This is a genomic window from Pseudomonas sp. OV226 (assembly GCF_003148705.1).
Taxonomy (GTDB): domain Bacteria; phylum Pseudomonadota; class Gammaproteobacteria; order Pseudomonadales; family Pseudomonadaceae; genus Aquipseudomonas.
In genome coordinates, this window is the sequence record NZ_QGGS01000010.1 from 112,715 (window position 1) to 129,256 (window position 16,542).

Genomic DNA, 16,542 nt, shown 5'->3' on the forward strand with positions numbered 1-16,542 from the left:
CTCAGGTCACATTCACCTTCCATGAATGGGCATCTGCAAAAACGACTGGACTGCATGCAGCGCAATGTCTTTACAGGTGCTCATCCGTTGCGCAGCTTAACGAGTGCGGCAAGGCCCGTGCTTGCGGTGCTGCGACATATTCGGTCATCGGTACGCAGCTAATGGCCCACGCCTCGAACAACACTAGCAGCCGTGGCCGAAAACGGGCGTTTTATCCCCGGTTTTACGGCACTCGCGTACCAGAAATGACCAGCAACACTTCAAGTGTCCACGCCCCTCCTCTGACACTCGACCGAGCAGAAATTCCCTTCCACTGGCACAATTGCGCTTTGTTCGTCTTCACCATGCTCGCCGAGCCAGGAATTGCCCATGCAAATGACCACCGACCTCTTGATTGTGAACCCTTGCGATGACGAGGAAGACAACATGGCCATGCTCGCCTGCCACAGCACTCAGGGCGATATGTTCCTGATGACCCGCTACCCGGATGAAGACGAACTGGAAATTACTCTCGATGGCGAGCCTTCGACGCTGGACGGGGTCAAAGTCACTCTGAGCCCTACCCGCCTGCTGATCGAAATCGCGGCGGCGGATGCGGATGCGCTGAATGGGGATGACTCGCTGGAAATCATTCACAACACCGATGCCAGTGATCTGGCTGAAGTAGAAGAAACACTACGTAACATTCTTGACGGGACTGGTACTTATATAAGCGAGCTTTGATAGCGCCTGAGCGGGCCTCATCGCGGGCAAGCCCGGCTCCCACAGGTTCGGAGGTGTTGCAAGCATCGCAAGCGCACCGCCGATACTTGTGGGCGCCGGGCTTGCCCGCGATAGCGTCCGAAAGAACGCCACCAGCCTGCGAGCCTGAAAACTTCCAACCCTTCGCCAATCATTTCCCGCACTTTGCACAAAATGCCGTTAGTCGCCGCCCCCCGCGATGGATTAAAGTAACGCCCCCAGCCCTGGCGTTATTCGAACGTCTTCGGTCACCCTTTCCAGGAACAGTCATCGATGGAACATCGTGAAGCGCTGCTCGCGCTGCGAACCTTTCTTTCAACGCAGATTCTCGGCCAGGAAAAACTCATCGAGCGCTTGCTCATCGCTTTGCTTGCCGACGGCCACATGCTGGTCGAGGGCGCCCCGGGCCTGGCCAAGACCAAGGCCATCAAAGAGCTTGCCGAAGGTATCGAAGCCCAGTTCCACCGCATCCAGTTCACCCCTGACTTGTTGCCTGCCGACATTACCGGCACGGAAATCTATCGCCCGGAAACCGGCAGCTTTGTGTTCCAGCAAGGCCCGATCTTCCACAACCTGGTACTGGCGGACGAAATCAACCGCGCCCCGGCCAAGGTTCAATCGGCGCTGCTCGAAGCCATGGCCGAACGTCAGGTCAGTGTCGGGCGCAGCACGTATGAGCTCTCGCCGCTGTTTCTGGTGATGGCGACGCAAAACCCGATTGAGCAGGAAGGCACCTACCCGCTGCCCGAAGCCCAGCTCGACCGCTTCCTGATGCACGTAAAAATCGGTTTCCCGGACGCAACGGTGGAACGCAAGATCCTGCAGCAGGCCCGTGGTGAAGCCCTGAACGGCGAAACCAAACCGGAACGCCGGGTCAGCCAGCAGGCGATCTTCGCCGCGCGCAAGGAAATCCTCGGTTTGTACATGGCCGACGCCGTGGAGGAATACCTGGTGCAACTGGTCATGGCCACGCGCAACCCTGGCAAGTTCGACCCGGAGATGGCCGACTGGATCGCCTACGGCGCCAGCCCTCGTGGCTCTATCGCGCTGGACCGTTGCGCACGGGCTCACGCGTGGCTGGCCGGGCGCGACTTCGTCAGCCCTGAAGACATCCAGGCCGTGCTGTTTGACGTGTTGCGCCATCGCATCATCCTGTCCTTTGAAGCCGAAGCTGCTGGCATCGACCAGGACCGGGTGGTCCAGCGGATTCTCGACGTCGTAGCTGTCGCTTGACCCCGATGAACGCCCTTGCGCCGCCCGAGCCGGGCATCCGCGTCAGCCTCGCCGAGCTGATCGAGATGCGCCATCGCGTGCGTGAAGTGCAGTTGTTTTCCACGCCGAGCCAACGCAGCCCGCTGATCGGCCTGCACCACTCCAAGTTTCGTGGACGCGGTGTGGATTTCGACCAGGTGCGGGTTTATCAGGCCGGCGACGATGTGCGCACCATTGACTGGCGCGTGACGGCACGCACCCAGGAGCCCCACACCAAGCTGTTCCATGAAGAACGCGAACGGCCGATTTTCATCATGGTCGAGCAAAGCTGCCGGCTGTTCTTCAGCTCGGGCCTGATGTTCAAATCGGTCCTTGCCGCCCAGGCCGCCAGTCTGATCGGGTGGGCCGCACTGGGCCATAACGACCGGGTGGGCGGACTGGTGTTCGGCGACAACGAGCACTACGAAATCAAACCCCGGCGCAGCAAACAAAGTCTGCTGCAATTGCTCAATCGGCTGGTGCGGGTCAATCAATCGCTGCACGCCGAAACCGAGCAGAACCGTGATTCTTTGAACATGGCACTGCGTCGGGCGCGGGAAGTGTTGCGCCCCGGCAGTCTGGTTATCGTCATCTGCGACGAGCGCGCCCTGACCGAAGGCTCGGAACAACAACTGAGCCTGCTGTCGCGCCATTGCGACCTGTTGCTCCTGCCTTTGTCCGATCCACTGGACCATGCCCTGCCTGCCGCAGGCTTGCTGCGTTTTGCCGAACGTGGCGCGCAACTGGAGCTCGACACGCTCAATTACGACCTGCGCCAGACCTATCGCGCACAAGCCGAAGCGCGCATCGCTCGCTGGGAACTGCTTGCACAAAAACTGCGCGTCTTGTTGATGCCCTTAAGCACCCAGACCGAGATGGTCGAGCAACTGCGCGAATACCTGAACCCACAAAAACCGGGGAAAGGTCGATGAGCAGTCTCGATCAACTGCAACCGCTGATTACCCCGCCACCCATCGAGTTCTGGCCACCCGCGCCGGGCTGGTGGTTATTACTTTTATTGCTGCCACTGATCGGCGTTGGCCTGTGGCGGTTGCGACACGTGTTTGCGCGCACACAGCCCGTCGTTCGCGCCGAACAGCCACTGGACCCGGTGCGTGTCGCTGCGCTGGCCGAACTGGCACTGATGCCCAAACCCTACGACGGTGCGCCGGCCGGTGCCTGGCTACAGCAACTCAATGGCTTGCTCAAGCGCCTGTGCCGCAACCATTACCCCTACAGCCAGAGCCACACCCTCAACGGGCGCAAATGGCTGGCGTTTCTCGACAACCGCTGCCCGGCTGCCGGCCTGACGCGCTGGATGGTCCTGGTCGAAGGTGCCTACAAACCCGAATGCAAACTCGACGACAAGGCCATCGCCGGCCTGACCCAAGCCGTCGACACCTGGATTCGCAAGCATGTTTGAGTTCGCCTGGCCGTGGATTTTTGCCTTGCTGCCCCTGCCTTGGCTGATGCGCGTGTTGCTGCCGGTCGCCGACAGCGGCGAGCCGGCACTTAAAGTCAGTTTCCTCAGCGACCTCGAAGGCCTCACTCGACGCCGCGCCCGGGCGAATCTGCCGGCCTGGCGTCAACAGGCACCGTTCATGCTGCTGTGGCTGTTGCTGCTGATCGCCGCCGCGCGCCCGCAATGGCTCGGCGAGCCGCTGCCGATTGCCGCCAGTGGCCGCGACTTGCTGGTGGCGGTGGACGTGTCCGGCTCGATGGATTTCCCCGACATGCAGTGGCAAGAGGAAGACGTCAGCCGTTTGAGCCTCGTGCAGCATTTACTCGGTGATTTCCTGGAAAGCCGCGATGGCGATCGGGTCGGTCTGATTCTGTTTGGCAGCCAGGCCTACCTGCAAGCCCCGCTGACCTTCGACCGGCACACCGTGCGGGTCTGGCTCGACGAAGCGCGCATCGGCATCGCTGGCAAGAACACCGCCATCGGCGACGCCATTGGCCTGGCCCTTAAACGCCTGCGCACACGTCCGGCACAGAGCCGTGTGCTGATTCTGGTCACCGACGGCGCCAACAACGGAGGCGAAATCGACCCGTTGACTGCTGCGCGGCTGGCGGCAAACGAAGGGGTAAAAATCTACCCGATCGGCATTGGTGCCAACCCGGAAGAAAGCGGCACACTGGGCTTTCTGGGCATCAACCCGAGCCTGGACCTCGACGAACCGGCCCTGCAAGCCATCGCCCAAGCCACCGGCGGTCAATACTTCCGTGCCCATGACGGCAACGAACTGCAAGCCATCAAGGACACCCTGGACAAACTCGAACCGGTGACGCAACAACCCACCCAGGCCCGTCCGGCGCAGGCGTTGTATCACTGGCCGCTGGCGATGGCGTTGCTGTTGAGCATGTTGTTGGTGGTGCGCGAACGCTGGCCGGATAACCCGTTTCTACGCTTGTTTACCAAGGATCTGTTCTTGCACTCGCCACTGCCTGACTGGCGTCAGCGTCTCAAACGCCTGCGCTCGCGGAGACGCCGATGAGCGCGCTCTGGCCTTTCTGGTTCCGCCCATGGTGGCTGTTGCTGTTGCCGATATTGGGCTGGTTGCTGTGGCAACTCTGGCACCGGCAAAAACGTGCCGGGCGCTGGCAGATGATTCTGCCGCCGGCCTTCCATGCCGCCCTGCTCAGTGGCGGCAACGGACGCGACAGCAAACTGCCATGGGTGGTCCTCGGACTGGCCTGGATGTTGACCGTACTGGCACTGCTGGGGCCGAGCTGGCAACGGGTCGAACAAGCCAGTCAGAAACCTGCCGACCCGCTGGTGGTGGTGCTTGAACTGACCCCGGAAATGCTCGCCACCGACGTGGCGCCGAACCGGCTTGAACAGGCACGACGCAAGCTGCTCGACCTGCTGCAAGTGCGCAGCGACGCCCAGACCGCCATCGTCGTCTACGCCGGCAGCGCCCACACGTTGGTGCCGTTGTCGGATGACCTGTCGACCAGCCGCAACCTGCTGGACGCGCTGAAACCTTCACTGATGCCCGAAGCCGGCCATCGCGCCGATCTCGCGGTAAACAAAGCCCTTGCATTGCTGAGCCAGGGCGCCTTGGGCGACGGGCGGATTTTGCTGATCGGCTCGACCCTGACCGAACAGGAACGCCAAGGTATTCGTCAGGCACTGGCGGGGCACTCGACGCAGTTTTTGATGCTGGGCATTGGCACCGCCGAAGGTGCACCAGTCGCTCAGGAGGACGGCAGCTTCCTCAAGGACAGTGACGGCGCGATTCTGGTGCCACGCCTGGACACCCCCAACCTGAAAGCCTTTGCCAGCGATCTCGGCGGAGAGTATCGCCAGGCGCGTCTGGATGATTCAGACCTGCGCGCACTGGGCCTGCTCGATGGCCCGCGTGCGCTGCGCAACGACGGGCAAACGCTGCGACTGGACACTTGGGCCGACCAGGGTTACTGGCTGTTGCTACCACTGTTGCTGTTGGCGGCCTGTGCCGGACGGCGCGGCTGGCTGTTCTGCCTGCCATTGCTGTTGATGCTGCCGCAACCGAGTTATGCCTTCGACTTCCAGGACTTGTGGTTGCGCCCGGATCAACGGGGTCTGCACCTGCTCAACCAAGACCACCCGGCCAGGGCGGCACAGTATTTTCAGGACCCGCAGTGGCAAGGTGTGGCGCTGTATGAAGCCGGCGACTACAGTGGCGCCGCCCAGCGGTTCGCCCAAGGCAATGATGCCCATGCCCACTACAATCGTGGCAACGCCCTGGCCAAAAGCGGTGAGCTGGAAGCCGCGCTGGATGCCTACGAACAGGCGCTGGAACTTCAACCGGATTTGCGTCCGGCCTTGACCAACAAGGCGTTGGTGGAAAGTCTGCTGAAGCAGAAAAACACCCCAGCGCCCGTGGAGCCGGAAACCAGCGACGACAGCGAGGCGCAAAACGCCGAGCAGGAGCAGCCAGGCGCCGCCACGCAACCGACGAGCAATGGTGAACCGCAAACTGACGCACAACCGGCCACCGCGGAGACCGAACAACAGACCACCACGCCGCCGAAACCCGGCGGCAATGAAGTCCCGGGCAGCGAGTTGGCCGACGAGCAAAGCACCAAACCGCCACCGCGCCCGACCAGCGACACGCTCCAGGGCGAGCAGCTTCAGGCGCTGGAGCAATGGTTACGCAAGATCCCGGATGATCCGGGTGAATTGCTCAGGCGCAAATTCTGGTACGAACAGCAACAACATCAGGATCAGGGAAAAACTCGATGACCCGCTTCACCCTCTTCATGCTTGCCTTGTTGTGCTGCACCTTTCAGGCCCAGGCGTCGGGGCTCGTCGCCAGTGTCGATCGCAGTCGCCTGAACTCCGGCGAGACGGTCGAACTGACCCTGGAATCCAGCGACGTGACACAGTTCGGCAAGCCGGACCTGACCCCGCTCGAACCCCTGTTCGAAGTACGCGACACCCGCCAGGTCAACCAGTTGAACACCCTCAGTGGCGACAACCGCGCGACCACGCGCTGGATTATCACGTTGCTGCCCAAGGAAAACGGCAGCGTGACGATTCCACCCTTGCAACTGGGCGAGGTGCAGAGCCAGCCCATTACGGTGCAAGTGGTCGAGAGCGAAAACCAGGACACCGCGAGCAAACTGGCGCCGGTGTTTATCGATGTCAGCCTCGACCAGACCAGTGTGTACGTACAGGCGCAGGCGATCCTGACCTTGCGCATCTACCATTCGGTGTCGCTGTACGACGACAGCAGCCTGACCCCGTTGCAGGTGCCCGACGCGCGTATCGAACAACTGGGCGAGTCACGCACCTATGAAAAAGTCATCAACGGGCTGCGCCATGGCGTGATCGAAATGCGCTACGCGATCTACCCGCAACACAGCGGCGAACTGACCATTCCAGCGCAAATATTCAGCGCCACGCTGGTCGACACTCAACCCGCTCAGGACGCCGCTGCACAGGGGCCAAAAACCGGGAAACTGATGCGTGTCAGCTCCACGCAAACGTTACTGACGGTCAAGGCCAAACCCATCACTTACCCCGCGGACCTGCCCTGGTTGCCGGCCCGCAGCGTGAGCCTGGGCGAAAGCTGGAACCCGCAACCGGACCATGCACAGGTGGGCGATTCGTTCACCCGCAGCCTGACCTTGAAGGTAGAAGGCCAGGCCAGCTCGCAATTGCCGCCCTTGCCCGCCACTGACGTCAGCGGCTTGCGGCGTTATCCGGATCAACCGATGCTGAGCAACGAGAACAGTGAGCGCGGCCTGATCGGCATTCGCGAAGACCGTGAAGCCCTGGTTCCGGCCCGCAGCGGCGCCATCGAGCTGCCGACGGTGGACGTGGTCTGGTGGAACACCTTCGAAGATCATCTGGAACACAGCAGCCTGCCGGCGCGCACCCTGCAAGTCGCCAACAACCCAAGCATGCTGGTCGACGCGCCGGCCGGGACGCCTCAAGTCAGCTCGGCTGCCGACAACGAAACCCTGTGGCGCTGGAAACTCAGCACGCTGATCCTGGCCTGCACCACCCTGCTCGGCTTCGGCCTCTGGTGGCGTGCCCGCTGGCAACCGGCGATCCTGCGCGCCACACAAACCGGCCCGAGCCCGCGCACCGTCCTCGACGAACTCAAGCGCGCCTGCCAGGCCAACGACTCACACGCCACCCGCCAGGCGCTCGACGCCTGGGCCCGGCAACAACCGGAAACCCTGGCCGACATGGCCGCCCGTTTCGTGCCGCTGTCCGATGCCCTCGACGGCCTGAACGGCGCGCTCTACAGCGAAACCGGCCAATACTGGCAAGGCGAAGAACTGTGGCGCGCGATCAAGGCCATCCCGATTGCCGAACGGGTTCACGACCCGGTGGGTGACAGTGGGTTGCCGCCGCTTTATCCCAAATAATCACCCTCTGTAGCAGCGGCCGAGCCCGCGAGGCTGCGTCCGGCTGCGCAGCAGTCGCAATGTCTGCATACGCGGTTTGCCAGACAATCCGCGTTGCAGGATTTACGACTGCTGCGCACTCGGACGCCGGCTTCGCCAGCTGCTACAGGGTTTTCGTGTTGCTGGCCACATCGGCTGTGTTTGCCAGTAAACTCCCTCCCCTTTAGCCGCCATCATTCCCCCCGCGGCCATCACCTTATTTCCTACGGAGTACGCCTTGCGTCTGTTTCACACCTCCGACTGGCACCTTGGGCAGAACCTGCACGGCCAGGAGCGCGACTTTGAGCACGCCTGTTTCCTCGAATGGCTGTTGCGCCAGCTGAAGCTGGACCAGCCTGATGTGCTGCTGATCGCCGGCGATATCTTTGACACCGTCAACCCGCCGGTCAAAGCCCAGGAGCGCCTCTACGATTTCATCGTCAGCGCCCATGAGCAGCAACCTTTGCTGACCATCGTGATGATCGCTGGCAACCACGATTCCGGCTCGCGGATCGAACTGCCCGCGCCGTTGATGCGGCGCTTGCGCACTCACGCCCTCGGTCGCGTGCTGTGGCTCGATGACGGCCAACTGGACGCTGAACGCCTGCTGCTGCCGCTGCCCGACGCCTCCGGCGAAATTGCCGGTTGGTGCCTGGCGCTGCCGTTCCTGCGCCCCGCTGAAGTCACCGGCGCACAGTTGGGCGACAACTACTTGCGCGGCATCGGCCAGGTGCATGAATGGCTGATCGAAGCAGCCAACGCCAAACGCAAGCCGGGCCAGGCGCTGATTGCCATCAGCCATGCGCACATGGCCGGCGGTTCGGTCTCGGAAGACTCCGAGCGCAGCCTGATCATCGGCAACGCCGAGGCCCTGCCCGCCAGTCTGTTCGGGCCAAGCATCAGTTACGTTGCCCTTGGCCATCTGCACAAGCCGCAGAAGGTCAATGGCGAAGAGCGCATCCGCTACAGCGGCTCGCCCATTCCGCTGTCGTTCTCCGAGATCAGCTATCAGCATCAGATCCTCGACATCACGCTCGACGGCGAAACCCTGGTTAGCGTCGAGCCCAAGCTGATTCCCCGCGCCGTCAACCTGCAACGCATCGGCCCGGCGCCGTTGGCGGACATCCTCCTGCAACTGGCCGACCTGCCGAATATCGATCTGCTGGCCGACATCCAGCGCCAGCCGTGGCTGGAAGTGCGGGTGCGTCTCGATGAACCGCAACCCGACTTGCGCCACCAGGTTGAAACTGCCCTGCAAGGCAAAGCCGTGCGCCTGGTGCGCATCGCCGCCGAATACGCCGGAAACGGCAGCCGCGATGGCGTCGATGACAGCACCACCCTGGTCGAACTCGATCAGCTCACGCCGCAGGAGCTGTTCAGCCGCGCGTGGCAGGACAGCTATGGCAGCGAGGTCGATGAGCAAACGCTGAAGGACTTTGCCGAGTTGTTGCAAGACGTGCAGATGGAGAGCGAACAGCCATGAAAATCCTCGCGATCCGCCTGAAAAACCTCGCCTCCCTGGCCGGGCCGTTTGAAATTGATTTCACCGCTGAGCCATTGGCCAGTGCCGGTCTGTTCGCGATTACGGGGCCGACCGGTGCCGGCAAAAGCACACTGCTTGATGCCTTGTGCCTGGCGCTGTTTGGCGCCGTGCCGCGCCTGAGCAATGCTCAAGTGTCCGCTAAAGCGCCGGACGCCGACGGTGAAATCAGTACCGGCGACCCGCGCACGCTGCTGCGTCGCGGCACGGGTGAAGGCTATGCCGAAGTTGATTTCGTCGGCATCGATGGCCGCCGCTACCGTGCGCGCTGGGAAGCCAATCGCGCACGGGAAAAGGCCGGTGGCAAGCTGCAAGCCAGTCGTCAGAGTTTGCGCGACATCGATCAGGACCAACTGCTGGCGAGCCAGAAAGTCGAGTTCAAAACCCAACTCGAAGCCGTACTGGGCCTGAACTTCGAGCAGTTCACCCGCGCCGTGTTGCTCGCCCAGAGTGAGTTCAGTGCGTTCCTCAAGGCCAATGACAACGAACGCAGCGAACTGCTGGAAAAGCTCACCGACACCGCGCTCTACACCCAACTCGGGCGCCGCGCGTTCGACAAGACCAAAGAAGCACGCGAAGCCCACAAGCTGTTGCAGGACCAGGCCACGGGCGTGACGCCACTGTCGCCCGAAGCGCGGGTCGAGCTGGATGAGCGCTTTAATGAGGCGCAGCAACAGCTGAAGACTCAACAGGCGCAGCTCAAACAACTTGAGTTGCAGCACACCTGGCTCAAGGAGTTGCGTCAACTACAGGACGAACAGCAGAGCGCCGCCGAGCAACTGACCGGTGCTCAGCAACATTGGGACGGTCTTGCCGACCAACGCTTGAAGCTGACGCGTCTGGAACAACTGGCCCCGCAACGCCATCAATTTGCGCGAACAACCGAACTCACCTCGCAGCTCACGCCGCTGGCAGCGCAGATCCAGCAGCACATCGAGCAGCAAACCGCGCTGAACGAACGGCAAGCACAACTCGAGGCCAGTCTGAGCACTGCGCAGGCTGCACTGGTCGAGGCGCAAAGCCAACACGCCGCCAATGCACCGTTGCTGCGACAGGCCTTTGAAGAACAGAGCACCCTCGCCCGCCTGGTCAAGGAAACCGCCACCAGCGCCGACCTCAAGCAACACGCCGAACAGGCCTGCGCTCAAGGGCAGAGCACCATTCAAGGCCTGCTTGAGCAACAGCAGCAAGTGGCCGCGCGCCTGCAACGGATGGCCGGAGAGCTGGAACAGAGCGTTCACCTGGCGCCGTTGAGCGATGCGTGGAATGCCTACCGCGATCGCCTGCAACAACTGATGTTGATCGGCAATCGTTTGAACAAAGGCCAAGCGGAACTGACCGCCCTGGAGCAAAACGCTACCCGCGCCAGCGAAGAACTGACCGCGCAAAAGCAACAGCTGGAAGTGCTCTATAAAGAGGCCGGCGCCGAGCCTGAAGCGGTGGCCGAACAGATCCAGTTGCTCGGCACCCTGTTGCAGGACAACCGCAAACAACTCCGTGCGTTCGAGGAGCTGACAAGGCTGTGGGCCAGTCAGCAAGACCTGGACAAGCGCAGCGCCGAACTGCACCAGCGCCAACTCACGGCCCAGCAGGCGCGTGATCGCCTGACGCAGGACGGTGTGAAGGCCAAGAATGAATTGGCGGTCGCCGAACAGACCCTGAGCGTCACCCGCGAACTGCTGGAGCGTCAGCGTCTGGCCCGCAGCGCCAGTGTCGAAGAGTTGCGCGGGCAGTTGCAGGACGATCAACCGTGCCCGGTGTGTGGCAGCGCTGACCATCCTTATCATCAGCCCGAAGCGCTGTTGCAAAGCCTCGGTCGGCATGATGAAAGCGAACAGGCCAACGCGCAGAAAGCCGTCGATCTGTTGAAGGAAAAACTCACCGACTTGCGCGGCGAAGTGGGTGGTTTGATTGCTCAGCAAAAAGAGCTGCTGCAACAGCAAGAACAGCTCGTGACACAACAGCAGGGCCTGACACCAAGCCTCGAAGCGCACTCGCTGTCAGCCCAACTGCTGGCCCAGGACGCCGTCAAGCGTGACGCATGGCTGGCCCAGCAAAACAGCCAGTTGAACCAAAGCATCACGCAAGACGAACAACGCCAAGCCGCCCTGCTCACCCTGCAACAGGACGCCGCGCGCCTACAGCAGCAACTGCGCAACGCGGAGTCGGCCAGCCAGCAGGCCACTCAACACCTGGTCAACCAGCAACGCGAGTTGAGCAGTGATCGCCAGCGTCTGGATGAGGAACTGACTGCGTTCAGCACCTTGCTGCCGGCAGACACCCTGCAAGCCTTGCGCAACGAACCTGCCGCGACGTTCATGCAACTCGACCGGCAGATCGCCCAACGCCTGGAGCAACTCGACCAGCAGCGCGACGAGCTGAGCGAGCAGCAGCAACGCCAGCAGACGCTGGAGAAAGAACAGGACCGCCAACTGACACGCGTCCAGCAACTGGACGCGACTCAGCAGCAGTTCAACGCGCTCGCCGAGCAGCAACAGGCTTGCCAGCGCAAACTATCGCAATTGTTGGGCGAGCACCGCAGCGCCGAGCACTGGCTGGAGCAATTGGACAAGGCCGTCGAACAGGCCCGTCATGCCCAAACCTCGGCCTCTCAGGAACTGCAAAGTGTGCTCACGCGCCTGGTGCAATTGGCCGCCGAGCTCAAGGCACAGCAAGATCGCTCACTGGCGTTGGAAGCCGAAAACCGTGAGTTGGCGGGCAAGATTGCCGACTGGCGCGCCCAGCACCCGGAACTGGACGACGCCGGCCTGGAAACCCTGCTGAGCGTCGACGATCAGCAGGTCAGTGAACTGCGCGAACACTTGCAGCACAGTGAAAAAGCCATTGAGCAGGCCAAGGTTCGCGTGCAGGAGCGCGATCAGCGCCTGCTCAATCATCAGGCGCAACACAATGGCAACCTCGACGCCGAGCAATTGGCCACGGCCCTCACCGACGTGCAAAACCTGTTTGCCGCCAGCGAACACCGCTGCGCCGAACTGCGCGCCGAACAGGCCGAGGATCAGCGCCGGCAGAACGCCAATCAGGCCCTGGCCCAGCAGATCGCCGATGCTTACACCGAGTTCCAGCGCTGGGCACGCCTGAATGCGTTGATCGGTTCGGCCACCGGCGATACCTTCCGCAAAATCGCCCAGGCCTACAACCTTGATCTGCTGGTGCATCACGCCAACGTGCAGTTGCGCCAACTGGTGCGCCGTTATCGGTTGAAGCGCGGCGGTAGCATGCTGGGGTTGCTGGTGATGGACACCGAGATGGGCGATGAACTGCGCTCGGTGCATTCGCTGTCCGGCGGCGAGACATTCCTGGTGTCGCTGGCGCTGGCCCTGGGTCTGGCGTCGATGGCGTCGAGCACGCTGAAAATCGAGTCGCTGTTCATCGACGAAGGCTTCGGCAGCCTCGATCCGGAGTCCCTGCAATTGGCCATGGACGCGCTCGACGGCTTGCAAGCCCAGGGCCGCAAGGTGGCGGTGATTTCCCACGTTCAGGAAATGCACGAACGGATTCCGGTGCAGATTCAGGTCCATCGCCAGGGCAATGGCTTGAGCACCCTGGAGGTGAAATGAATACGCTGTATTCCTTCCGCCGCTGCCCCTACGCCATGCGCGCCCGCATGGCGCTGCGCTACGCGGGGGTCGCGGTGAACATTGTCGAAGTCAGCCTCAAGGCCAAACCCGCCGAGATGCTCGCCCTGTCGAGCAAAGGCACGGTGCCGGTGCTGGACGCGGATGGCCGGGTCATCGATGAAAGCCTGGCGATCATGCATTGGGCGTTGGCGCAGAACGATCCGCAAGACTGGTTGCTCAACGAGGATGCCGCCGGACAAGCGCGCATCGCCGCCCTGATCGAGACGAACGATCAGGCGTTCAAGGTGCATCTGAATCGCTACAAATACGCCGAACGCTACCCCGAGCAACCGATGGCGGTTTATCGGGCCGAAGGTGAGGCGTTTTTGCGCACGCTTGACGCATTGCTGGAGGGTCGCGATTACTTGCTGGCGGACCATCCAAGCCTGGCAGATGTCGCCTTGATGCCGTTCGTGCGCCAATTCGCCCACGTCGATCGCGAGTGGTTCGCGCAGACGCCATACGTGCGGCTGCAGGCCTGGTTGCAGCGGTTTCTGGAGTCAGACCTGTTTACCGGCGTGATGCACAAGTAACCCCCTGTAGCAGCTGGCGCAGCCTGCGTCCGGCTGCGCAGCAGTCGTAAATCCTGCTTGCTCGGTTTGTCTGATACACCGCATGTGCTGATTTTACGACTGCTGCGCAGCCGGACGCAGGCTGCGCCAGCTGCTACAGGATCGCGTTGTCTGGGGGATTCAGGCGAACACTTCACACATCTGCAACACCGAGCAGTCCACCTGGAACGGCCCGAAGAAATCGACCTGGCGTTTGATCGGCGGATTGCCGGCCAGCAGCCCCATGGCCTTTTGCGTTTCGATGTTGCGAGAGAGGTCGTGTTTGGCCTCGATCGAGCGTGCCACGGAACCTACTGAGCCCTGCCCTATTCCCAGTAACGAAAATCCATTGGTGATGAAGGCCAGGAAGGCAATCACCCAGAGATTGCGCCCTTTCATGCCCCGACCACTCCCGCCAGCTCTACGTGTTCAACCCCTGCGTTTTGCGCACGGTGTTCGAACTGGATGGCGGGATTAGCGACCTGAATCGGCGCGTCGGTGGTGTAGTGCGATTGAGCCGAGAGGCTGAAGACCAACACCATCGCCACGTAAAGACCGATGGCCAGGTAGGCGCCGTGTTTGGCAGAAGTGAGGATTGAACGGGCCATGGTGATCTCCGTGGGCATGTGTCGATGCGCACAGAATCAATCAAAAAAGCCGTAGCAACCACTCAGGGTTATCCATAGTGACCATCAGCTTCGTTGATCATTAAGCCCGTCTATTTCAGTCTTCGATAAAACTCATCAAGCGCTCACGGGCCGCATCCGGCTCGTCTGGAACGGGCTGGGCAGTCGAAGAAATGGGGGCGGAATAGAGGAAAAGAAGAACCACTGCCAGACGCATCGCCATGCTATCGATCCCTTGTTTTTAGAATTGGACTGAAAAAGGCAGCGTCCAATCTAAACATATGGCCATGTGATATCAAGGCGCACGTTAATGGCAATGTGATGCTGTCGTAAACGCGCTATGCAGGAGCGACATCACTCAGGTTTCTCGAAGCTGTTCAGCTTGATCGACGTCAGTGACTTCGCTCCTGCATAAAAGGTGCAGGGCTGAAATTTCAGTGTTGGGTTTTGTGATCCAGGGCGGCGTAGAAGTTGGCGCTCTGTTGCAGGTATTTCTGGGTGTAGCTCTGGGCGTGGGATTTTTTGTCGCTGATTTCAACGTTGGCACTGGCTGGCAGCGCAACGGAGGCAGAGATGGCAGAAGCGGCGATAACGGAGAAGAGATTGAAGTTCATGGCGGTATTCCTCGTGTTCAGTTGGCTTGCTTGCCCGGTGGGGCCGTGAAGCAAACTTAACCTTCGAGGCTCGGCATCTTGAAATGCTTTGTAGCATTAGCAGATATCAGCAGCATTAATAGAAGGATGCAGGCCCCTTGAACCGGGGCCTGCGGCCTATTGACGCAGCAGGAACTTGAGATCGCTGGGTGCGTCCATCGGCAATTTCTGCACGGTTTTACCCAGCAAACCGGTCTTGGCATCGCGTTCGACGACGACAATCTGGTTGCTCTTCTGATTGGCAATCAACACGAAATGGCCACTGGGATCGAGGCTGAACTCACGCGGATGATCACCTTCCACTGAGCGACGTTGCAGTTCCTTCAGGTGGCCGGTCGCAGGGTCGATGGCGAACACCAGCAACTGATTGGCGGTGCCGCGGTTGCTGACATAGAGGAATTTGCCATCCGCCGAAGCATGCAGCGCCGCGGCTGCTTTATCGGACACAGGCTGGCCGGCCGCCAGGTCGATCATTTGTGTTTGCTCAAGTGTGCCGTCCTTGTAATCGAACACGGCCACCTGCGCACTCATCTCCATGGTCAGCCAAGCGTGCTTGCCATCGGCACTGAACAGCAAATGACGCGGCCCACTGCCCGGCGGCAACGGCACGAACGCAGGCGTTGCAGGCGTTAATGGCAGGTCCGGATTGGCTTTGGGGTCGAAGCGGTAAACAAAGACCTTGTCTGCCCCCAGGTCATTGGAGAACACGTAATGGCCGTCCGGCGAGGAGACGGTCGAATGCACGTGCGCCGACAGCTGCCGCTCGGGATTGACCCGACTCGCGGGATGACTGCTCATCTGCACCACAGGTTTCAGCGTGCCATCAGCGCCCACCGGCAACACCGCGAGCGTGCCGCCTGGATCTTCAGCTACCGAGTAGTTGCTGACAAACAAATGACTGGCATCACCGCTGAGGCTTGAATGCGTCGGCTCATTGCCCAGGCTTTGCACCTGATTGATCAGGCTCAGCGCATGGGTCTTGGGATCGATCACAAAACTGCTGACGCGCCCGACCGGGTCTTTCTGCCCCGGGCCGTTTTCGTTGACCACGAACAGGTGACGCTGATCCTTGGCCAGGGTCAGCCACGAAGGGTTTTCGCTGTTGACCACTTGCAGTGGCCGGGCGTTGATCTGCCCGGTCGAGCTGTCGAAGTTCAGGCGATAAATCCCCTGGCTCTGCCCGGCCGTGTAGGAGCCGACCAGCAACTGAAGGTTGTCGGCCGACGCAACCTGAACGCCCATTGCGCCGATACTGCCGGCCATCAACAGGGGCCAGAGATTACGCATCCTCCAGCTCATCATCGTCGTCATGACCACCAATAGCGGTCAAGCACACGAGGCGATGCTCGCCGGAATCACCAGTGATCACCCAGCTTTGCAGGGTCGGATCGAAGGTTGCCGCCTGAACCTGCGCCGGAGTGAACTCCCAATGCTTGGCCGCTCGGCCGTCCATGCATTCGATGTGCAGGTTGTCGAATTCATCAAGGGCAAATTCGAATGCGTGCAACCCGTCGATTTCCACCATGTCGCAGTGTTCGAGGGTGTTGAGCAAGGTGTCGGTTACGGCAGTCATGGCAATCAATCTTTAAATGGGAAAAACGCAATGATAGCTCAAAGCGCGGGCAGCCCAGTGCCGACCGCAAAACGCCGGCTCAA

At 61.2% G+C, this 16,542-nt stretch carries 16 protein-coding genes; 10 read left to right on the forward strand and 6 right to left on the reverse strand.

Features of this window, described 5'->3' with window-relative positions; all coding sequences use genetic code 11:
* Positions 1 to 369 precede the first annotated feature (369 nt).
* The 10 genes from C7534_RS17625 (at position 370) to C7534_RS17670 (ending at position 13,589) form a co-directional block, all read left to right on the forward strand.
* The gene (locus C7534_RS17625) at positions 370 to 723 is read left to right on the forward strand and encodes a hypothetical protein (protein WP_109786523.1); all 354 of its coding nucleotides are present in this window, start codon (positions 370 to 372) and stop codon (positions 721 to 723) included.
* A 291-nt stretch (positions 724 to 1,014) separates the two neighbouring features.
* Positions 1,015 to 1,974, forward strand: a complete 960-nt coding sequence (locus C7534_RS17630; protein WP_046032153.1) for an AAA family ATPase — start codon at positions 1,015 to 1,017, stop codon at positions 1,972 to 1,974.
* Positions 1,975 to 1,979: 5 nt separating this feature from the next.
* Positions 1,980 to 2,924 (forward strand): DUF58 domain-containing protein, encoded by a 945-nt coding sequence (locus tag C7534_RS17635; protein ID WP_046032152.1) that lies wholly within the window; start codon positions 1,980 to 1,982, stop codon positions 2,922 to 2,924.
* Complete coding sequence (locus C7534_RS17640; protein WP_109786524.1) at positions 2,921 to 3,415, forward strand: DUF4381 domain-containing protein; 495 nt, start codon at positions 2,921 to 2,923, stop codon at positions 3,413 to 3,415. The genes C7534_RS17635 and C7534_RS17640 overlap by 4 nt, the downstream gene beginning before the upstream one ends.
* The gene (locus C7534_RS17645; RefSeq protein ID WP_109786525.1) at positions 3,408 to 4,487 is read left to right on the forward strand and encodes a vWA domain-containing protein; all 1,080 of its coding nucleotides are present in this window, start codon (positions 3,408 to 3,410) and stop codon (positions 4,485 to 4,487) included. The genes C7534_RS17640 and C7534_RS17645 overlap by 8 nt, the downstream gene beginning before the upstream one ends.
* Positions 4,484 to 6,220 (forward strand): tetratricopeptide repeat protein, encoded by a 1,737-nt coding sequence (locus tag C7534_RS17650; RefSeq protein ID WP_046032149.1) that lies wholly within the window; start codon positions 4,484 to 4,486, stop codon positions 6,218 to 6,220. The genes C7534_RS17645 and C7534_RS17650 overlap by 4 nt, the downstream gene beginning before the upstream one ends.
* Positions 6,217 to 7,857 carry a BatD family protein gene (locus tag C7534_RS17655; protein WP_046032148.1) on the forward strand — a complete coding sequence of 547 codons (1,641 nt, stop codon included), beginning with the start codon at positions 6,217 to 6,219 and terminating at the stop codon, positions 7,855 to 7,857. The genes C7534_RS17650 and C7534_RS17655 overlap by 4 nt, the downstream gene beginning before the upstream one ends.
* 256 nt (positions 7,858 to 8,113) lie before the next feature.
* The gene (locus C7534_RS17660; protein ID WP_109786526.1) at positions 8,114 to 9,358 is read left to right on the forward strand and encodes an exonuclease SbcCD subunit D C-terminal domain-containing protein; all 1,245 of its coding nucleotides are present in this window, start codon (positions 8,114 to 8,116) and stop codon (positions 9,356 to 9,358) included.
* Entirely contained in the window at positions 9,355 to 12,996 is a 3,642-nt protein-coding gene (locus C7534_RS17665) for an AAA family ATPase (protein WP_109786527.1), read from the forward strand. Before C7534_RS17660 ends, C7534_RS17665 begins: the two co-directional genes overlap by 4 nt.
* Positions 12,993 to 13,589, forward strand: a complete 597-nt coding sequence (locus tag C7534_RS17670; protein WP_046032145.1) for a glutathione S-transferase — start codon at positions 12,993 to 12,995, stop codon at positions 13,587 to 13,589. The genes C7534_RS17665 and C7534_RS17670 overlap by 4 nt, the downstream gene beginning before the upstream one ends.
* Before the next feature lie 159 nt (positions 13,590 to 13,748).
* Here C7534_RS17670 and C7534_RS17675 read toward each other — a convergent pair whose 3' ends face one another.
* The 6 genes from C7534_RS17675 to C7534_RS17695 form a co-directional block, all read right to left on the reverse strand.
* Positions 13,749 to 14,006, reverse strand: coding sequence for a hypothetical protein (locus C7534_RS17675; RefSeq protein WP_046032144.1), 258 nt, complete (start codon positions 14,004 to 14,006; stop codon positions 13,749 to 13,751).
* Positions 14,003 to 14,215, reverse strand: coding sequence for a hypothetical protein (locus tag C7534_RS17680; RefSeq protein ID WP_109786528.1), 213 nt, complete (start codon positions 14,213 to 14,215; stop codon positions 14,003 to 14,005). Before C7534_RS17680 ends, C7534_RS17675 begins: the two co-directional genes overlap by 4 nt.
* 115 nt (positions 14,216 to 14,330) lie before the next feature.
* Positions 14,331 to 14,456 (reverse strand): hypothetical protein, encoded by a 126-nt coding sequence (locus tag C7534_RS32840; protein WP_256577230.1) that lies wholly within the window; start codon positions 14,454 to 14,456, stop codon positions 14,331 to 14,333.
* Between the two features lie 211 nt (positions 14,457 to 14,667).
* On the reverse strand, positions 14,668 to 14,847 hold the full coding sequence (locus C7534_RS17685) for a hypothetical protein (protein ID WP_046032142.1): 180 nt from the start codon (positions 14,845 to 14,847) through the stop codon (positions 14,668 to 14,670).
* A gap of 156 nt (positions 14,848 to 15,003) precedes the next feature.
* A complete protein-coding gene (locus tag C7534_RS17690) occupies positions 15,004 to 16,173 on the reverse strand; it encodes a lactonase family protein (RefSeq protein WP_109786529.1) in 1,170 nt (389 codons plus the stop codon).
* Positions 16,166 to 16,459 carry a DUF5629 family protein gene (locus C7534_RS17695; protein ID WP_109786530.1) on the reverse strand — a complete coding sequence of 98 codons (294 nt, stop codon included), beginning with the start codon at positions 16,457 to 16,459 and terminating at the stop codon, positions 16,166 to 16,168. The genes C7534_RS17690 and C7534_RS17695 overlap by 8 nt, the downstream gene beginning before the upstream one ends.
* Between the last annotated feature and the right edge of the window lie 83 nt (positions 16,460 to 16,542).

Coding starts and splice junctions, on each gene's coding strand:
- C7534_RS17630 (WP_046032153.1), top strand. CDS start 1,015: ATGGAACATCGTGAAGCGCTGCTCGCGCTGCGAACCTTTCTTTCAACG.
- C7534_RS17635 (WP_046032152.1), top strand. CDS start 1,980: ATGAACGCCCTTGCGCCGCCCGAGCCGGGCATCCGCGTCAGCCTCGCC.
- C7534_RS17695 (WP_109786530.1), bottom strand. CDS start 16,459: ATGACTGCCGTAACCGACACCTTGCTCAACACCCTCGAACACTGCGAC.
- C7534_RS17685 (WP_046032142.1), bottom strand. CDS start 14,847: ATGAACTTCAATCTCTTCTCCGTTATCGCCGCTTCTGCCATCTCTGCC.
- C7534_RS17655 (WP_046032148.1), top strand. CDS start 6,217: ATGACCCGCTTCACCCTCTTCATGCTTGCCTTGTTGTGCTGCACCTTT.
- C7534_RS17640 (WP_109786524.1), top strand. CDS start 2,921: ATGAGCAGTCTCGATCAACTGCAACCGCTGATTACCCCGCCACCCATC.
- C7534_RS17670 (WP_046032145.1), top strand. CDS start 12,993: ATGAATACGCTGTATTCCTTCCGCCGCTGCCCCTACGCCATGCGCGCC.
- C7534_RS17680 (WP_109786528.1), bottom strand. CDS start 14,215: ATGGCCCGTTCAATCCTCACTTCTGCCAAACACGGCGCCTACCTGGCC.
- C7534_RS17665 (WP_109786527.1), top strand. CDS start 9,355: ATGAAAATCCTCGCGATCCGCCTGAAAAACCTCGCCTCCCTGGCCGGG.
- C7534_RS17690 (WP_109786529.1), bottom strand. CDS start 16,173: ATGCGTAATCTCTGGCCCCTGTTGATGGCCGGCAGTATCGGCGCAATG.
- C7534_RS17625 (WP_109786523.1), top strand. CDS start 370: ATGCAAATGACCACCGACCTCTTGATTGTGAACCCTTGCGATGACGAG.
- C7534_RS32840 (WP_256577230.1), bottom strand. CDS start 14,456: ATGGCGATGCGTCTGGCAGTGGTTCTTCTTTTCCTCTATTCCGCCCCC.
- C7534_RS17650 (WP_046032149.1), top strand. CDS start 4,484: ATGAGCGCGCTCTGGCCTTTCTGGTTCCGCCCATGGTGGCTGTTGCTG.
- C7534_RS17675 (WP_046032144.1), bottom strand. CDS start 14,006: ATGAAAGGGCGCAATCTCTGGGTGATTGCCTTCCTGGCCTTCATCACC.
- C7534_RS17645 (WP_109786525.1), top strand. CDS start 3,408: ATGTTTGAGTTCGCCTGGCCGTGGATTTTTGCCTTGCTGCCCCTGCCT.